13 protein-coding genes and 1 pseudogene are annotated in these 14,947 nt (G+C 67.9%); 4 read left to right on the forward strand and 10 right to left on the reverse strand.

Translation table 11 applies throughout. The features are described from left to right. Nucleotides 1-3: 3 nt before the first annotated feature. The 5 genes from ACIRJP_RS27065 to ACIRJP_RS27085 all read right to left on the reverse strand — a co-directional run bounded on the left by ACIRJP_RS27065 (nucleotide 4) and on the right by ACIRJP_RS27085 (nucleotide 6,192). The gene (locus ACIRJP_RS27065) at nucleotides 4-864 is read right to left on the reverse strand and encodes an MlaE family ABC transporter permease (RefSeq protein ID WP_404179212.1); all 861 of its coding nucleotides are present in this window, start codon (nucleotides 862-864) and stop codon (nucleotides 4-6) included. Then, a complete protein-coding gene (locus ACIRJP_RS27070; RefSeq protein ID WP_404179215.1) occupies nucleotides 861-1,856 on the reverse strand; it encodes an ABC transporter ATP-binding protein in 996 nt (331 codons plus the stop codon). Before ACIRJP_RS27070 ends, ACIRJP_RS27065 begins: the two co-directional genes overlap by 4 nt. 600 nt (nucleotides 1,857-2,456) lie before the next feature. Further along, a complete protein-coding gene (locus tag ACIRJP_RS27075; protein WP_404179218.1) occupies nucleotides 2,457-3,908 on the reverse strand; it encodes a DUF6801 domain-containing protein in 1,452 nt (483 codons plus the stop codon). Between the two features lie 299 nt (nucleotides 3,909-4,207). Next, nucleotides 4,208-4,894, reverse strand: a complete 687-nt coding sequence (locus ACIRJP_RS27080) for a hypothetical protein (protein ID WP_404179221.1) — start codon at nucleotides 4,892-4,894, stop codon at nucleotides 4,208-4,210. A gap of 365 nt (nucleotides 4,895-5,259) precedes the next feature. Further along, nucleotides 5,260-6,192, reverse strand: a complete 933-nt coding sequence (locus ACIRJP_RS27085; protein WP_404179227.1) for a hypothetical protein — start codon at nucleotides 6,190-6,192, stop codon at nucleotides 5,260-5,262. Nucleotides 6,193-7,029: 837 nt separating this feature from the next. Here ACIRJP_RS27085 and ACIRJP_RS27090 point away from each other — a divergent pair. Together ACIRJP_RS27090 and ACIRJP_RS27095 are read left to right on the forward strand one after the other, a co-directional pair. Then, nucleotides 7,030-8,244, forward strand: coding sequence for a helix-turn-helix domain-containing protein (locus tag ACIRJP_RS27090; protein WP_404179230.1), 1,215 nt, complete (start codon nucleotides 7,030-7,032; stop codon nucleotides 8,242-8,244). Nucleotides 8,245-8,457: 213 nt separating this feature from the next. Then, on the forward strand, nucleotides 8,458-8,721 hold the full coding sequence (locus ACIRJP_RS27095; protein WP_266728090.1) for a hypothetical protein: 264 nt from the start codon (nucleotides 8,458-8,460) through the stop codon (nucleotides 8,719-8,721). A gap of 173 nt (nucleotides 8,722-8,894) precedes the next feature. On the opposite strand, the pseudogene ACIRJP_RS27100 reads toward ACIRJP_RS27095, so the two are convergent. Beyond that, nucleotides 8,895-9,225: pseudogene (locus ACIRJP_RS27100) on the reverse strand (cytochrome P450); the annotation flags it as partial. Nucleotides 9,226-9,305: 80 nt separating this feature from the next. Here ACIRJP_RS27100 and ACIRJP_RS27105 point away from each other — a divergent pair. Then, a complete protein-coding gene (locus ACIRJP_RS27105; RefSeq protein ID WP_404179233.1) occupies nucleotides 9,306-10,133 on the forward strand; it encodes a hypothetical protein in 828 nt (275 codons plus the stop codon). A gap of 58 nt (nucleotides 10,134-10,191) precedes the next feature. Further along, on the forward strand, nucleotides 10,192-12,267 hold the full coding sequence (locus tag ACIRJP_RS27110) for an MDR family MFS transporter (RefSeq protein WP_404179236.1): 2,076 nt from the start codon (nucleotides 10,192-10,194) through the stop codon (nucleotides 12,265-12,267). A 27-nt stretch (nucleotides 12,268-12,294) separates the two neighbouring features. On the opposite strand, the gene ACIRJP_RS27115 is transcribed toward ACIRJP_RS27110, so the two are convergent. The 4 genes from ACIRJP_RS27115 to ACIRJP_RS27130 form a co-directional block, all read right to left on the reverse strand. Beyond that, nucleotides 12,295-12,744: a YchJ family protein gene (locus ACIRJP_RS27115; protein WP_404179239.1), complete on the reverse strand. Its 450-nt coding sequence runs from the start codon at nucleotides 12,742-12,744 to the stop codon at nucleotides 12,295-12,297. Nucleotides 12,745-12,865: 121 nt separating this feature from the next. Continuing rightward, a complete protein-coding gene (locus tag ACIRJP_RS27120) occupies nucleotides 12,866-13,675 on the reverse strand; it encodes an SAM-dependent methyltransferase (protein ID WP_404179242.1) in 810 nt (269 codons plus the stop codon). Between the two features lie 121 nt (nucleotides 13,676-13,796). After that, on the reverse strand, nucleotides 13,797-14,033 hold the full coding sequence (locus tag ACIRJP_RS27125; RefSeq protein WP_266728102.1) for a DUF397 domain-containing protein: 237 nt from the start codon (nucleotides 14,031-14,033) through the stop codon (nucleotides 13,797-13,799). Further along, nucleotides 14,033-14,893, reverse strand: a complete 861-nt coding sequence (locus ACIRJP_RS27130; protein WP_404179245.1) for a helix-turn-helix domain-containing protein — start codon at nucleotides 14,891-14,893, stop codon at nucleotides 14,033-14,035. The genes ACIRJP_RS27125 and ACIRJP_RS27130 overlap by 1 nt, the downstream gene beginning before the upstream one ends. Nucleotides 14,894-14,947 lie beyond the last annotated feature (54 nt).

Genomic DNA, 14,947 nt, shown 5'->3' on the forward strand with positions numbered 1-14,947 from the left:
CGGTCAGCTCCCCTTCGCGGGGACGATCTGGAGGTAGATCGCCGTGAGGACCGTGTTCACGAAGAACAGCAGCATGAAGGTGATGACGACGGACTGGTTCACCGCGTCCCCGACACCTTTAGGGCCGCCGCGCGGGTTGAGTCCCCGGTAGGCGGCGACGATGCCCGCGATGAAGCCGAAGATCAGCGCCTTGACCTCGCTGATGTAGAGGTCGGGGAGCTGGGCGAGGGCGGAGAAGCTGGCCAGGTAGGCGCCGGGGGTGCCGTGCTGGAGGATGACGTTGAAGAAGTAGCCGCCGAGCGTGCCGACCACGGAGACGAGCCCGTTCAGCAGTACGGCGACCAGCATGGTGGCGAGGACGCGGGGGACGACGAGGCGCTGGATGGGCGAGACGCCCATGACCTCCATCGCGTCGAGTTCCTCGCGGATCTTCCGCGATCCGAGGTCCGCGCAGATGGCGGAGCCCGCGGCGCCGGAGATCAGCAGGGCCACGATGATGGGACTGGCCTGCTGGATGACGGCGAGGACGCTGGCACCGCCGGTGAACGACTGGGCACCGAGCTGCTGGGTCAGCGAGCCGACCTGGAGGGCGATGACCGCGCCGAACGGGATCGATACGAGTGCGGCGGGCAGGATGGTGACGCTGGCGACGAACCAGAACTGCTCGATGAACTCCCGTACCTGGAAGGGCCGCCGGAAGACCTCCCGGCTCACCGTCGCGGCGAGCGAGAAAAGCTTCCCGGTCTCGCGCAGCGGGGAGAGCAGCCGGTTCGGGGCCTTCCGCTCCGGCCGCCGGGACGCCGTCGCGCCGGCCGCCTCGGCCGGGGGCGGCTCGGGGGGCCGCACCGGCATCGGGGCCGTCACAGGCGTTCACCGCCGACGGCCGGGGTGTAGCTCTTCATGATGGCCGTGCGCGCGGCCTCGGGCAGCTGGCCCATCATCGACAGGACCCGTTCCCGGCGGCGCAGCGCGGCCTGCCGGACGGGCATGCCGGGTGAGGGTTCCAGCTGGGGTACGACGGTGCGGGGCGCGTTGGCGGAGCTGATGCCTACGCCGTAGCCGTGCATCTCCTCCTCGGCGAGGGTGGCGGCATCCTTCTCCTCCGCCATCCCGATGGGTCCTTCGCGGCGTCCCGCGAGGAACTGGGAGACGACGGGCATGTCGCTGGTGAGCAGCACCTCGCGCGGCCCGAAGGTGACGAGATTGCGGCAGAAGAGCATCCCCATGTTGTCCGGGACGGTGGCCGCGATGTCGAGGTTGTGGGTGACGATCAGCATCGTCGCGTCGATCTGCGCGTTGAGATCGATGAGCAGCTGGGAGATGTACGCGGTGCGGACCGGGTCGAGCCCGGAGTCCGGTTCGTCGCAGAGGATGATCTGCGGGTCCAGGACGAGGGCGCGGGCCAGGCCGGCCCTCTTGCGCATTCCGCCGGAGATCTCGCCCGGAAGTTTGTCCTCGGCGCCGAGCAGGCCGACGATGTCGATCCGCTCCATGACGATTCGCCGGATCTCGGATTCCTTCTTGTGGGTGTGTTCACGCAAGGGGAAGGCGATGTTGTCGAAGAGCGACATCGAACCGAAGAGGGCGCCGTCCTGGAACATGAGCCCGAAGAGCTTCCGGGTCTCCATGATCTCGCGTTCCGGGCTGTTCACCATATCGACGCCATTGATGAGGACGCGACCCTGTTCCGGCTTCAGCAGACCGATGATGGATTTCAGGAAGACAGTCTTTCCGGTTCCGGAAGGCCCGAGCATCACGCTCACTTCACCGGCGGGCAGTGTGAGGGTGACGTCCTGCCAGATGTTCTGCTTGCCGAAGGACTTCGTGAGGCCTTCGACTACTACTTCGATTCCCATCGGCCCTCCTTCGAAGTTGTTGTGAACGAAGTCATCTGTCAGCGCTCCGGCTCCGATAAATGCAATGGCGGCTCGTCACACATGCACCAGGAGGCGCACGCTATGTCCGCCGAAACCGTCAGGGCAAGCCGTTGAGCAGCGGAAATCGACGAACCAGGTGCCGGGAGTGGATCACTTGTCACTCGTTGACAAATCAGCCGCCCAGCTTTGTTGAAACATGCGCAAGCACTCGATGGAGAGGTGGGGCCCACGGCCCGACGAGCCGGAGCCGCACGGCCCCGGCAAGCGGATGCCGACGCATTCCCGTGCTGGCCATACGGGACGCTACGACTGAGTAACCTGACTCCGCAATACCGAAAGCCGAACTTTCTCCACGATGCCCGAGGGGCAGCGATCACTTATAAACGAGTGAGTGATCGACAGGAAAAATCTGTCCGTGAGTGATGAATTCCGAATGACGCGGTAGATCGCCCACCCGGGGATTGGCACCTGCCGCACGTTCGACGTCCACGAAGAAGCGCACACCCTGCCGCGGCAACGGCACGGCCGCCGGCCCCGACCCTTGGCGGGGTCGGGGCCGGCGGCCGGCGTCGGACGGGCTCAGCGTTCCGGAACGGGCTTCTTCGGGGGACAGTCCGGGCTGTCGGGGTTGCTGCCCACGCACAGGGGGGACTGCGTCATCTTGATGTAGTTTCCGCTACCGGAGATGGATGCCGTCAGCACTGGTGACACGTCCTCGTCGACGCCGCACCCCGTGAATGCCGGGATATCGGTTTCCCCACTCATCGTGCCGCCGCGGTTGACCGTGTATCCCGAGGGCGGGTTGCCCGTACCGAATGCGTAGAGCGTCTGCTTGATCGGCTTTACCGTCCGGCAGTTGGAGCCCACGTCGAGGGGTTCGCCGTTGATGCGGACGTTGCTGACGGTGAGTTGGAATTCGGCGGTGACGGTCGTGTCCTCCGGGATCCTGGGGTCGGAGTTGTGGCTGACGGACTTGATGAGGGCGGGCGGACCCACCTGGGTCATCACCATGGTCGCGGTCGTCGGCATGAATCCGTAGGTGAGGAATGTTCCTTGGGCCGGAGGCATTTGCCGACGCCCTTCATAGTCGAATTCTGCCTCGCTGAGCACCGTGAAGGTGTCCGTGCACGGATCTGCGGTGTACGTCTTCATCAGAATGACGTTCAGATGCGCGGGCCCGAGCAGCGCCGCCGATTTGAGCTTCTTGACGTTCGTGAACCCTGCCACGTATGTCTCGGCCGGTGTGGGAATGGAAATCGGCGGAAAGGGGCACGGTTCGGGATCGGGGTCGCCCTCCGCCCTGGCCGCGCGGCGGGCGTCGTTCAGCTTCTCCCGCTGGCTGGGCGGGAGCTTCCCGGCGAGGTCGGGCAGGTCGGGCAGGTCGGGGGTGGGCTCGACGGGTTTCTCCGACACCGGGCCGTCGATGGTGAAGGAAGCGAGTCTGCTGTCCGCTCCGTCCACGGGCCGGCACGCAACTTCGATGACGTCCGGTACGGTGGCCGAGCCGTCCTCTTTCAACGGGCTCAGGGCCAGCGTCAGGTCCGAGGCGGACAGCGTGGCGGTACCGGGCGAGCCGAACGTGGCCGTCGGGACCGCGCCCGCGGCTTCGAGCCCGAGACTGTCCTGCCCGGCGATGTCCTGCGCGGGAGCCTGGAGCCCGGACCAGTCGGCGATGACCGACTTCTTCGACATGGCGTGCAGGACCTTCAGTTGCACGACGGCCGACACGGCGGTGGCGTCGAGCCCCGCCAGCTCGTCCAGCGCGGCCTTCGGCAGATCGACCCGCACCGTCACATCGCGGGACTCCACCGGCCGGCCCACCGCACCGCCTGCCGGGAATCGCCCCGCGACGACCGCCGATATCGCATACGAACCCTGGGGAGACCGGCAGTTGTAGTCGAGGGATATCTCCGCCCGCGGCGCATCGGCCACCGAATCGGCGCCCGGAAGAAAGGTGGCCGCGACGACCAGGAGGCCACCGGCGGCAATTCGCGCGGGCTGGCGAGTCGTCCAGCGCACGTTGCTTGCCATGTCTCGATACCTCCGGGGACTCGCGTTCAGAACAACGTGTGGACTATTGATCCACCGGCAGCACCGCCAGACTTACCGATCGGTACGGTACGCGCCGTGGCAACAGAGGGGAAGCAGTGAATCTTGAACGGTTCATGAGGCTCGACGACCGCTGTTCTTCTTGACGATCCGTGACAATCGACGAACGGGAAATTGTCAGTTCTTGAGTGTCCCGCATGCGTCCCGGAGCGCCGGCGCCACACCGGATGGCCCGGCCATCACTGCCATGGCCGGGCCATCCGCTCCGAGCGAGTGGTCCGTCAGCTGTAGGTGATGACGGGCGAGGGGCCGGAAGCGCTCTTGACGGTGTAGGTGCCCTTGAAGGTCGCCGTCGCACCGACGATCCCGCAGCCGCCGCCCACCTTGTTGCTGATGGTCAGTGTGCGCGGGCTGGTCGCGGCGGGCGCGACGGCGAGGGTGCCGTTGGCTCCCCCGGCGGTCGGGTTGTTGTACTGGCCGTCCACCGAGCCCGTCACCGTGAAGGTGCAGGGGCCGAGGACGCTGGAACCCGTGACCGTGGCCTTGATGTTGTCGATGTAGCCCGTGGTCAGACCGGTCGCGTTGGTACCGGCGCCCGCCGTGTAGCCGCCCGGCGTGTTGCCGTTGATCCGCCACGGACCGTTGGTGCCGGAGGTCTCGCTGGTGACGGTCCACGTACTGCTGAACGGACCGGTGCACGGCGCGTTGAACGTGGCCGTGGTGATCTGGGCCAGCACGGGCCCGGCGACGGGCGAGGCCGGGGCGGTGCCGTTGGCCGTGGCGGTGGCGCACTTGATCTGGTTGCCGACGTTGTCGGTGAGGATGGTCTGGCCGGCGGCACCGGTGAAGTTGCCCGTCGGCGTGATGTTCCAGGCCGCGGTGGGCCCGGCCATCGCCGAAGGAGCGGTCAGGGCGACCGCGGCGGCAGCCGCCGCGGCCGCTGCCAGGATGCTTGTCTTCTTGCGCATAGAACTTCTCCCTTTTCCTGTCCCGTTGCTGAATCAGTGGGGTGCGACACAGAAGGAAAGGACAGTCACGACCCACCGTGGAATTTTCTTGGGGAGGTGCTCCCGCCGATTTGGCAGGCGGGTTGCTGATTCACCGGAAACTCTTCGGCCGCATCACGCGTGCGACTGACTCCGGAGTAGCCGATATTCCGCCGGATCACTTTGCGCGGATTCAGGCGATACCATTGCTCGATGTGCGATTTCTTCCCGACTACCCGGCAGTACGTTACTCCACCTATTCGGAGTTGAGAAGGGATACGACTATTTCTTTCTTTCGCTCTGCATTCCGGCAGTACGGCGCACGGTGTGGCCGAGGAATACGGGATCTACCGCGCTGCGGAGTGCCAGTACCGCGAGAGCGCCTTGCCCTCGTCCGGGGCCAGGGACGCCGGGTCGTACGGGCTCGCGAAGTACGTCTCGGCGCTGTTCAGCACGACGTTGTTCTTGCCCGCCGCCGAAGGCAGGCTGGTCTTCAGGTTGACCGCCCAGTCCAGCAGGCCCGCACCACAGCCGCTCGCGCCCGGAACCGCATAGCCGAAGTCGCCCTGGTCTGCGCCTTCGAAGACGTAACGCCCCATCTCGCCGGTGTCACTGGGCGTCCCGTCCCCGGCGAACTGCTGGAGCGAGAGGGAGGGGGCCGTCGTGTTCTGCGGCTTCAGCACGATGGGTTTCGAGGTGGTCCCGATGTAACACTTGTCGCCGAGGAACGGGTTCCGCAGATGTATGCGGACCGGAATCGACAGGATCGGCTGGCCGGTGCCGAAACTCGCGGCCATATTGAAGTCGCTCGGGGCTCCAGCCGGTTCGATCGTGGCGGTCACCTTGTTGAGAGTGCTGTTGGTGATCTGGTTGCAGATTCCCGAGACGACGGGGATACCGCTCGGGCACATGAGACCGAGCAGGCCACCCGGCAGGTCCGCGGAATCGGCGACGAGCGCGCCCTCCGTGGGAGCGATCAGTGACGTGGTGCCGTCGCTGTGCTGGATCACACCGAGTTGAAGGTCGGTGTTGCCGGTCACCACCTGCGTATTGCCGAGTTTGATCGACCCGCCGGCCGAATGCGAGGAGATACAGGTCGCGATGTCCGTCACGCCGTCGGCCGCCAGCATGGCGGGCGCGTCCACCGGGCACCGACTGAACGGCCCCCAGTGTCCGTTCAGTTGAGCGGCAGCGGTGGCCGTTCCGGTGGAGAGCACGGCGACGAACGCGGTACAGGCTGCCAGCAGCCCCGCACGCGCTCCGGTCGAAGCGATTCTCATGTCATCCCCTCTTGGCTGCCACCCCATTGGGCGGCGTCATGCATGGAGTTGGGCGGCGTCATACATGGAGTTGGCCGGTTTCAACGCAGGCGGCATCGACGCCAGGAGTGACTGCGTGTGTTGTGGACGAGACTTTCCGGAGCTCAGCTGCGCCGATGGAACACTGACGGCACCGTCTCGGAGTTACTGCGCGGGTGGATCCGGAGCCGGAAGGTCGAGCGGTGATTTACCGACGAATTACATGCCTCAATTGGTCGAGCCGTGATGTTACTTGCGGGAAACACGACGACACAATCCTGCCGGATAAGATCTTTTGCGATAACCGCTTTTTGATCCAGAAATGAGCAGAAGCACGCCTGGAGCTTGTCAACGGATGCGTATGCCGAGGTGCGGAGAGCGTGCTCGCCGGCCATGGACACCGTCCTGCGGCAGGAAGCCCGACCGGCGGCGATGCCCGGTCGCGGGGAACCGGGGAGTCCGGCCCGAGGCGGTCCCAGCACCCAGTGGACACCGTCGCCGCCGCTTTTGCCGACCACCGATTCCTGCACCCGCTGCCCGCCACCCACCGACCCGAGTTGGGCGGCGTCGGCCTTTGTCGTCGGGCAACAAGCGGCCAAAATACATTGTCCGAAAGTGAGCACTGCCGCCCACCTGCGCCGACGTCCACAATGCGGCCGATAATGAGTGTCCCCTGCACGTCGACCTTGCAGAAGTAGTGGGCAGTGCAGCTCACTTGGTCTATCTTCATCGCGGACTTGGTACGCACCTGTCGGTCCGTGGGAGCGCTTTCCCCACCGCCTGACCCCCCACCGGGCGCCGGAGAGCAAGGGGACAGTCATGCCAGAACTCATTCAGCCGTGGGACACGGGGGATCCACTCGGGCCGCTCCCCCAGGAATTCGCCGCCATCATGCGGCCCGAACTGCCGAGTCTGATCAAGGAGATCGGCGTCGAGGTCACCCGAACCTATCCGGAGTACGCCCGGCTGCTCAGCGGCCCCAACGGACAAGCCATCCGCGTCGGTGTCGAGCAGAGCCTCTCCTCGTTCGTGGACCTGGTCGCCGAGCCGTCCGCCTCGACCTCGCTGCGCGACGACATGTGCCGCCGGTTCGGCCGCTTCGAGGCGTACGAGGGGCGCACGATGGAGACGCTCCAGGGCGCCTACCGGCTCGGGGCCCGGGTCGCGCTGCGCCGGGCGAAGAAGGTCGGCCGCAGCTACAACTTCTCGCCGACCCTCATGCTCAGCTTCGCCGACGCGCTCTTCGCCTACATCGACGAGCTCGAATCCCTGTCCCGGGAAGGTTTCCTGGAGGTGCAGTCGCAGACCGGCGAACAGACCGAGGCCATGCGCCGCCGGCTGCTGCACCTGATCCTGGCCGGCCGCCCCGCCCCCCGTACCGCCATCGCCGAGCTCTGCGAACAGACCGGCTGGGCGCTTCCCGAGGAAGTCACCCTGGTCGCCGTCCGCTCCCCCGCGACGCTGGACCGGGCCGTGGCGGGCCGCGACGTCCTGGCCGATCTCAGCGCCCCCCAACCTCACTTACTGATCCCCGGAGCCTTTGACGAAGCCCGAAGACGCATGCTGGACGAGGCACTCCTCGGCACCCACGCCGCGATCGGCCTGACCGTGCCCACCGCCCTGGCCTCGGACTCGATCCGCTGGGCCCGGCGCGTGCTCGAACTCGTCGACACGAAAATCCTCGACGACGCGCCCGTCATCCTCTGCGAGGACCACCTCATCACCCTGTGGCTGCTCTCCGACCCGGTGCTGGTCGACCAGCTCGCCCAGCGCGAACTTGCCCCGATCTCCGGGATCAGCGCCACCCGCCGGGAGCGGCTGGTCGAGACCCTGCGGATCTGGCTGGACACCCGTGGCACCGCGGCCCACATGGGCGAGCTGCTGGACGTCCACCCGCAGACCGTCCGCTACCGGATGCGCAACCTGGAGTCCATCTTCGGCGAGCAACTGACCGATCCCGAGAGCCGGTTCTCCACCGAGGCCGTGCTGCGGGCACTCCAGTTACGGGCCCGTGGCGACGAAGCAGCGCTCTGAGCCGGCCTTCAGCCGGATCACGGTCCTCACCATGAGTCAACTTACTTACGGGTAAGGCGAAATAGACGGTCACTCTCAAACGGTTGCCACACGGAGACGTTCTCAACGAGAAACCGGGAACCGCGTCCCGTACACATGGAGATATCGGCCGCCGCAACCCGGCGGCCGAGCCGAGAACCAGCCTCCTGGCCGACCATTGCGAGAGGGACCCTCATGACCGCCTCACACCTCCTCGTCCCCGTGCCGATCCCGGACCGGGTTGCCGCGCTGATCGGGTCATGCATCCCGCCGCACATCCTCCAGGCGGAATTCGACGCCGACTGCGCCGCGCGCGAGGTGCGCAGGTTCCGCGGTCCGCGGCTCTGCGACGAGGACCGGGCCGACCGCGAGCAGGCACTCTCGGAACTGGCCCGCGCCAACAAGGTCCTCGCTGCCCACCACCCCCGGCTCGCGGTGCGCCCCGGCAGCTCCTGGTGACACCTTCGCCACATCCGTCTCGAAGCGGGGCGACGGGGCGGCTCACGGCCCTGGTACCCGGCCGCCCCGGTCTCAGCCGGTGACCGGGGTGAACCGCACCGGCAGCGAGCGCTGCCCCGGGTGAAGACGCCGTGCTCGGTGGGGGTGAAGCCGTCCGCGAGCCGCAGGTCGGGCTTCCCCTGGAGGTCCGCGCCCCGGAAGGTGGGGGCGACCAGGGCCCGGCGGACGGCGTGCTCGCGGCCGCTGAGCTGGAGGGTCGTGGACGGGTTCGGTCTGCCGGTATGGGTTGTCGGCGGTGAACTCCCCCGTCCGGTCCTTGAAGACCCGCTCCACGTGCTCGTACCGGGAGACGATGTCACTGTTCGTGGCCTCGTGCCGGATCAGCGGCGCGCTCTCGCGCGTGATCCGGTACGCCCCGTAGGGATCGGCCGCGAAGGCGGGCGAGAGAATGTCGGGCAGCGACGGCGATTGCGATGCGGCCGGCTCGTGCGGGGCAGACGTCATGGCGCTCCAGGGTCGTGAACGGGCAACGCCGTGAAGGTCATTGATCAGCCGCCCGCCGACGCACCCCCTGGGAGAACGCCATGCCAGCCGGCCCGCGACCGTCCGTCCTGTTCGTCACCGACCTCGCCTACCAGGCGCGTGGCCGCCGCTACTGCGACGAGGACATCCACCTGACCGCACGGCTGCGGGAGGAGTTCGACGTCGCGCTCTGTCACCCCCGGGACGCCGCCGCGCTGCTGGACGGCTTCGACACGGTCGTCATACGCAACAGCGGTCCGGTGCTGCACTACCAGGAGGCGTACGACGCGTTCCGCGCACGGGCACGGGAGCTGGGCACGCGGGTCTACAACCCGTTGCACGGCCGCGGGGACATGGCGGGCAAGCAGTACCTGGTCGATCTGAGCCGGGCCGGGCACCCGGTCATCCCCACCGTGGACCGGGCGGCCGACCTGGGAGCGCTGCCCGAGGCGCCCGAGTACGTGATCAAGCCGAAGCTGGGGGCGGACTCGGCCGGGCTGCGGTTCGTGCGGGAGGCCGCGCTGCCGGCGGGCGAGGACGGCACGATGCTCGTCCAGCCCCGGATCGACTTCCGCTACGAGGTGTCCTTCTACTTCATCGACCACGACTTCCAGTACGCGCTGTACGCACCGGACCCGGAACGGCGGTGGGTGCTGGAGCCGTACGCGCCGGACGCTGCGGACCTGGCGTTCGCCCGCGGCTTCGTGGAGTGGAACACCCTCGACCACGGCATCCAGAGGGTCGACGCCTGCCGGACCGCGCGGGGCGAGCTGCTGCTCGTCGAGCTGGAGGACCTCAATCCGTATCTCTCGCTGGACCGGGTGGCGGGGCCCGTACGGGAGGCGTTCGTGACCCGGCTGAAGGCTTCCCTGCGGGATCTGCCGGCCTGACGACCCGTCCGGCCGTCCCCCACATGCACGAAGCGCGGGCCGGTGTGATGGTGCAAGCGTGACCACTGCCAGCGAGACCGCCCCCGTCGTGCAGAGTGCCGCCGCGCCGCCCGTACTCGACCCACGCCGCCGGAACATCGTCTTCGCGACGATCGTGCTGGGAATTCTGCTGGCGGCCCTGGACCAGACGATCGTCGGCACCGCGCTGCCGACGATCGTCTCGGACCTCGGCGGCGCCGCCCATATGTCCTGGGTGGTGACCGCGTATCTACTGGCGGAGACGGTGGCCACGGTCCTGGTGGGCAAGTTCGGCGACCTGTTCGGCCGGAAGATCATCTTCCAGCTGTCGGCGGTCATCTTCATCACCGGCTCGTTCCTCTGCGGCCTCGCGACCAACATGACGCTGCTGATCGTCTGGCGCGGGCTGCAGGGCATCGGGGCCGGCGGACTGATGGTCACCTCGATGGCGCTGATCGCCGATGTGATCCCGTTGCGCGAACGCGGCAAGTACCAGGGCGCGATCGGCGCGGTATTCGGGGTTTCGACGGTGATCGGGCCGCTGCTCGGCGGACTCTTCACCGACCATCTGAGCTGGCGCTGGGCGTTCTACGTCAATGTGCCGATCGCGATCGTGGTGGTCATCGCCGCAGCCCGGACGATCCCTTCGGTCAAGGCCGCCGGCCGGCCCGTCATCGACTACCTGGGCATCGCGATGGTCACGGTCGGCGCGAGCGCGCTGATCCTGGCTACGAGCTGGGGCGGGAACGAGTACGCGTGGGGCTCCCCCGTCATCCTCGGTCTCTTCGCCGGCGGCCTGGTCGCACTGGGGCTCTTCTGCCTCGTGGAGTTCCGGGCACAGGAGCCGATGCTGCCGATGCGGCTCTTCCGGAATCCGGTGTTCACCGTCTGCTCGGTCCTGAGCTTCACCGTGGGCTTCGCGATGCTCGGTGCGATGATCTTCCTGCCGACCTATCTGCAGTACGTGGACGGGGACTCGGCGACCCTGTCGGGCGTACGGACGCTGCCGATGGTCCTCGGACTGCTCGTCGCCTCGATCTTCAGCGGCAACGTGGTCTCCAAGACGGGCCAGTACCGGATCTTCCCCGTCATCGGCTCGCTGGTCATGGCGGTGGGGCTGTATCTGCTCTCCCGGATGGGCCCGGGCACCGGGGTGTGGCTGGAGTCGCTGTACATGCTGGTGCTCGGCGTCGGCATCGGTCTGGCCATGCAGGTGCTGACGATCGCCGTGCAGAACACGGTCGACTACGCGGACCTGGGTACGGCGACATCGGGCGTGACGTTCTTCCGTACGCTCGGCAGCTCTTTCGGTACGGCGGTCTTCGGCACGATCTACGCCAACGCGCTGAAGCCCAATCTGACCGAAGGTGTCGCCACGGCGGCGCGAGCCGGCGGCGACCCAGCGACTCTGGCGAAGGCCGCGCAGAGCCCGGCGGGACTGCACGGCCTGCCCCCCGCGCAGTCCGCGCCGCTGGCCCAGGCGTACGCGGACACGCTGCACACGGTGTTCCTGTGGACGGTGCCGGTCGCGGTACTGGGGTTCTTCGTCGCTCTCTTCCTGAAGCAGGTGAAGCTGCGGGACACGGCCCGGGTCGGCTCCACGGACATGGGCGAGGGCTTCGCGCAGCCGGGCGCCGGCGACTCGGCCAAGCTCCTCGAATTCGCCGTGGCCAAGATCCTGCACGGGGTGGGTCCGGACACGGCCCGGCGGATCGTCGCGGACTCGGACACCCGGCTGGACATTGCGGGCGCCTGGGCGGTGATGCAGGTCGAGCTGTTCACCCGCATGGTGGGCCACGCGGGTCTGCGGCTGGTCGCGACCCGGCACCGGCTGCCGCCCGAGGTACTGGTGCCGGTCTTCGACCGGATGATCGAGGAGGGCTATCTCACCGGCGACGGCCGTGTGTTCACGCACACCGCCGCCGGAAGACGGGAGGCCGCCGCGATCACCGACGCGTGGGCGCGGTGGCTCAACGAGCGCCTGGACGAGCACGGGGCACGGCCGGACGACCGGCAGCTGAGGGCCGCGGTGGACGTGATCGCCAAGCGGCTGCTGGCGGAGGACCTGGCGCAGGAGCTGTCGCCGGAGCGGGTCCTGGCCGGGAGGACGGCCTGAAGGGGCCGGGCCGCGGCGCCGGGGGTGTCAGTCGACGAAGACCGCGGTCGCGTACACCCAGGCACCGTCGTGCCGGACGAAGCGGCTCTTCTCGTGGAGCGAGTCCGGCCGTCCGTTGTCCGTGTAGTGCGCGCGGAAGGTGACCGTACCCGTGGTGTGGAACGGGCTGCCGTCCGTCGTCTCCAGAACCTCCAGGCGCACCCATCGCATCCCGGGGTCGAAGTCGACTGCGGGTGGCCGCGTATCGGGGTGCCAGGTGCGCAGCAGGTACGCCTCGTCCCGGACGACGAAGGCGGCGTACCGGGAGCGCATCAGTGACTCGCAGGTCGGCGCGGCGGCGGTCCCGGCGTGCAGTCGGCCGCAGCAGTCCGCGTACGTGGCGGGCAGGCCGCACGGGCACGGCGAGTCCGCGGTGACCGCGGGCGGCCGTGCTGCGGCGGGGGCGGGTCGTCCCGGTCGTTTCGTGCGTCGTGACATGTGTCTATTGTGACCTGCGGCGTGATCGGCTCAGGGGCCGGTCCCTGTGACCTGCGGCGGGTCCGGCTCAGGCGCCGCCGGGGCCTCCTGGTCCGGACCGGGCCGGACCCGGAGAGCGAGGTCAGGGCTTGCGGGCGACGCCCGCATAGCCCGGGATCGGCTCGTCGCCGGGGACCTCGACCACTTCGCCGAGCTCCGGGTGCCAGTCCGCGGAGAGCGACACCCCCGGCTCGACGAGTTCGAGTCCGTCGAAGAAGGTGGAGACCTCGGCGTGCGAGCGCAGGCACAGCGTCATCCCCCGGGCCCGGTACATCTCGGACGCCTGTGCCGCGCGCTCGGGGTCGAAGTCCCCGGTGGTGTGCGAGAGCACCAGGTAGCTGCCGGGGGCGAGCCGCTCGACGAGACGGTCGACGAGTTCGGCCGCGCCGTCCTCGTCGGCCAGGAAGTGCAGCAGGGCCAGGAGCGACAGGGCGATCGGCTTGTCGAAGTCGAGCACCCTGCCGGCCTCTTCGAGGATGGCTTCCGGCTTGCGGGCGTCGGCCTGGATGTACTCGGTGGCGCCCTGCGGGGTGGAGCGCAGCAGGGCCGCCGCGTGGGCGAGGACGATCGGGTCGTTGTCGCAGTAGACGACGCGCGCGTCCGGGGCGGTCCGCTGGGCGATCTGATGGAGGTTCGGCTCGGTCGGTATGCCGGTGCCGATGTCGAGGAACTGGCGGATGCCGTTCTCGGCGAGCCATCGGGTGGCCCGGTGCATGAAGGCTCGGTTCACCCGGGCCATGTCGCGCCCCCGCGCGTCGAGGGCGAGCAGCTGCCGGGCCATCTCCTCGTCGACCGGGTAGTTGTCCTTGCCGCCGAGGAACCAGTCGTACATCCGGGCGGGATGAGGCTTGGTCGTGTCGATCTCGATGGCTCGGGGGTCGTGCCCGGTCATAGCGCGCTCCATGGGTCCAGAGGTCGGCGAACAACAAGAGTGTGCGGCCGGGACGGCTCCGGCGCCGGTGTTTCGGGCAAGAAGGCCGGTCCGGGTGCGGGGCCGGGCCGAAGGCCGCGGATCAGGTGAGCAGAAAGTCCGCCTTACCGGACTTGGCACCCTGGATGAACGCGGCGATCTCGCGCGGAGTGTAGATCAGGGCCGGGCCGTCCGGGTCGGCGGACTGGCGTACGGCGACCCTGCCGTCGGACAGCTTCATCGCTTCGACGCAATTGCCCCCGTTCCCACCACTCCACGGCTTGTGCCAGCCCTCGGAGCCGAGTTCGGCGGCCGGCATGCCGTTGTATATGGGATCCATCACAGCTCCTTGCGGAAGTCCCGGAGGATTTCCTTCGTGCGTTGTGCAGTCGCGGCCTGAGCCGCCATGCGGTCCATGACTTCGAGGTAGGAGGCCACCTCCGGGCGTGTGTCGAAATAGACGGCACCGGTCAGGTACTCGCTGTAGACCATGTCGGGGAGTTCGGGGACACCGAAGCGGAAGAGTACGAACGGGCCGTAGGTGCCCGGGTGGTGTCCTGTCGAGAATTCCGCGATCTGCAGTGTCACATGCGGCATCTCGGTCGCTTCGAGCAGCCGGTCGATCTGCTCCCGCATGGCGTCGACGCTGCCGACGGGACGGCGCAGCACCGTCTCGTCCATCACCACCCACAGCTTCGGGGCGTCCGGCCGCGTCAGCAGGGACTGACGCTCCATCCGCAGCGCCACATGACGCTCTATGTCCTCGGGTCTGGTCTGGCCCACGGCTCCGGTGCGCATCACCGAGCGCGCGTAGTCCTCGGTCTGCAGCAGTCCGGGGACGAAATGCGGTTCGTACATGCGCAGCAGGCTCGCGGCCCCCTCAAGGCTGACGTACATGCTGAACCAGTCGGGCAGCACATCGTGGAACCGCTGCCACCAGCCGGGCTTGTTGGCCTCCTCGGCGAGCTCCACGAAGGCCTCGGCCTCGTCGTCGGAGACCCCATATGCCTTCAGCAGCATCTGTACATAGGGGATCTTGAGAGCGACCTCGGCGGTCTCCATCCTGCGTATGGTCGCAGGAGCCACCCGCAGCACCTTTGCAGCCTGGTCACGGCTCAGGCCGACGCGCTCCCGCAGATCCTGCAGGCGCTTGCCGAGAACGACCTGACCCACGGTCGGGGCGGACCGCGGTTCGCTCACTTCAGACCTCCCCATGCGCTGTTTTTGAGCAGTGTGCCATGCGCGGGCCGACCA

Source organism: Streptomyces sp. NPDC102437 (assembly GCF_044765565.1).
Classification (GTDB): domain Bacteria; phylum Actinomycetota; class Actinomycetes; order Streptomycetales; family Streptomycetaceae; genus Streptomyces.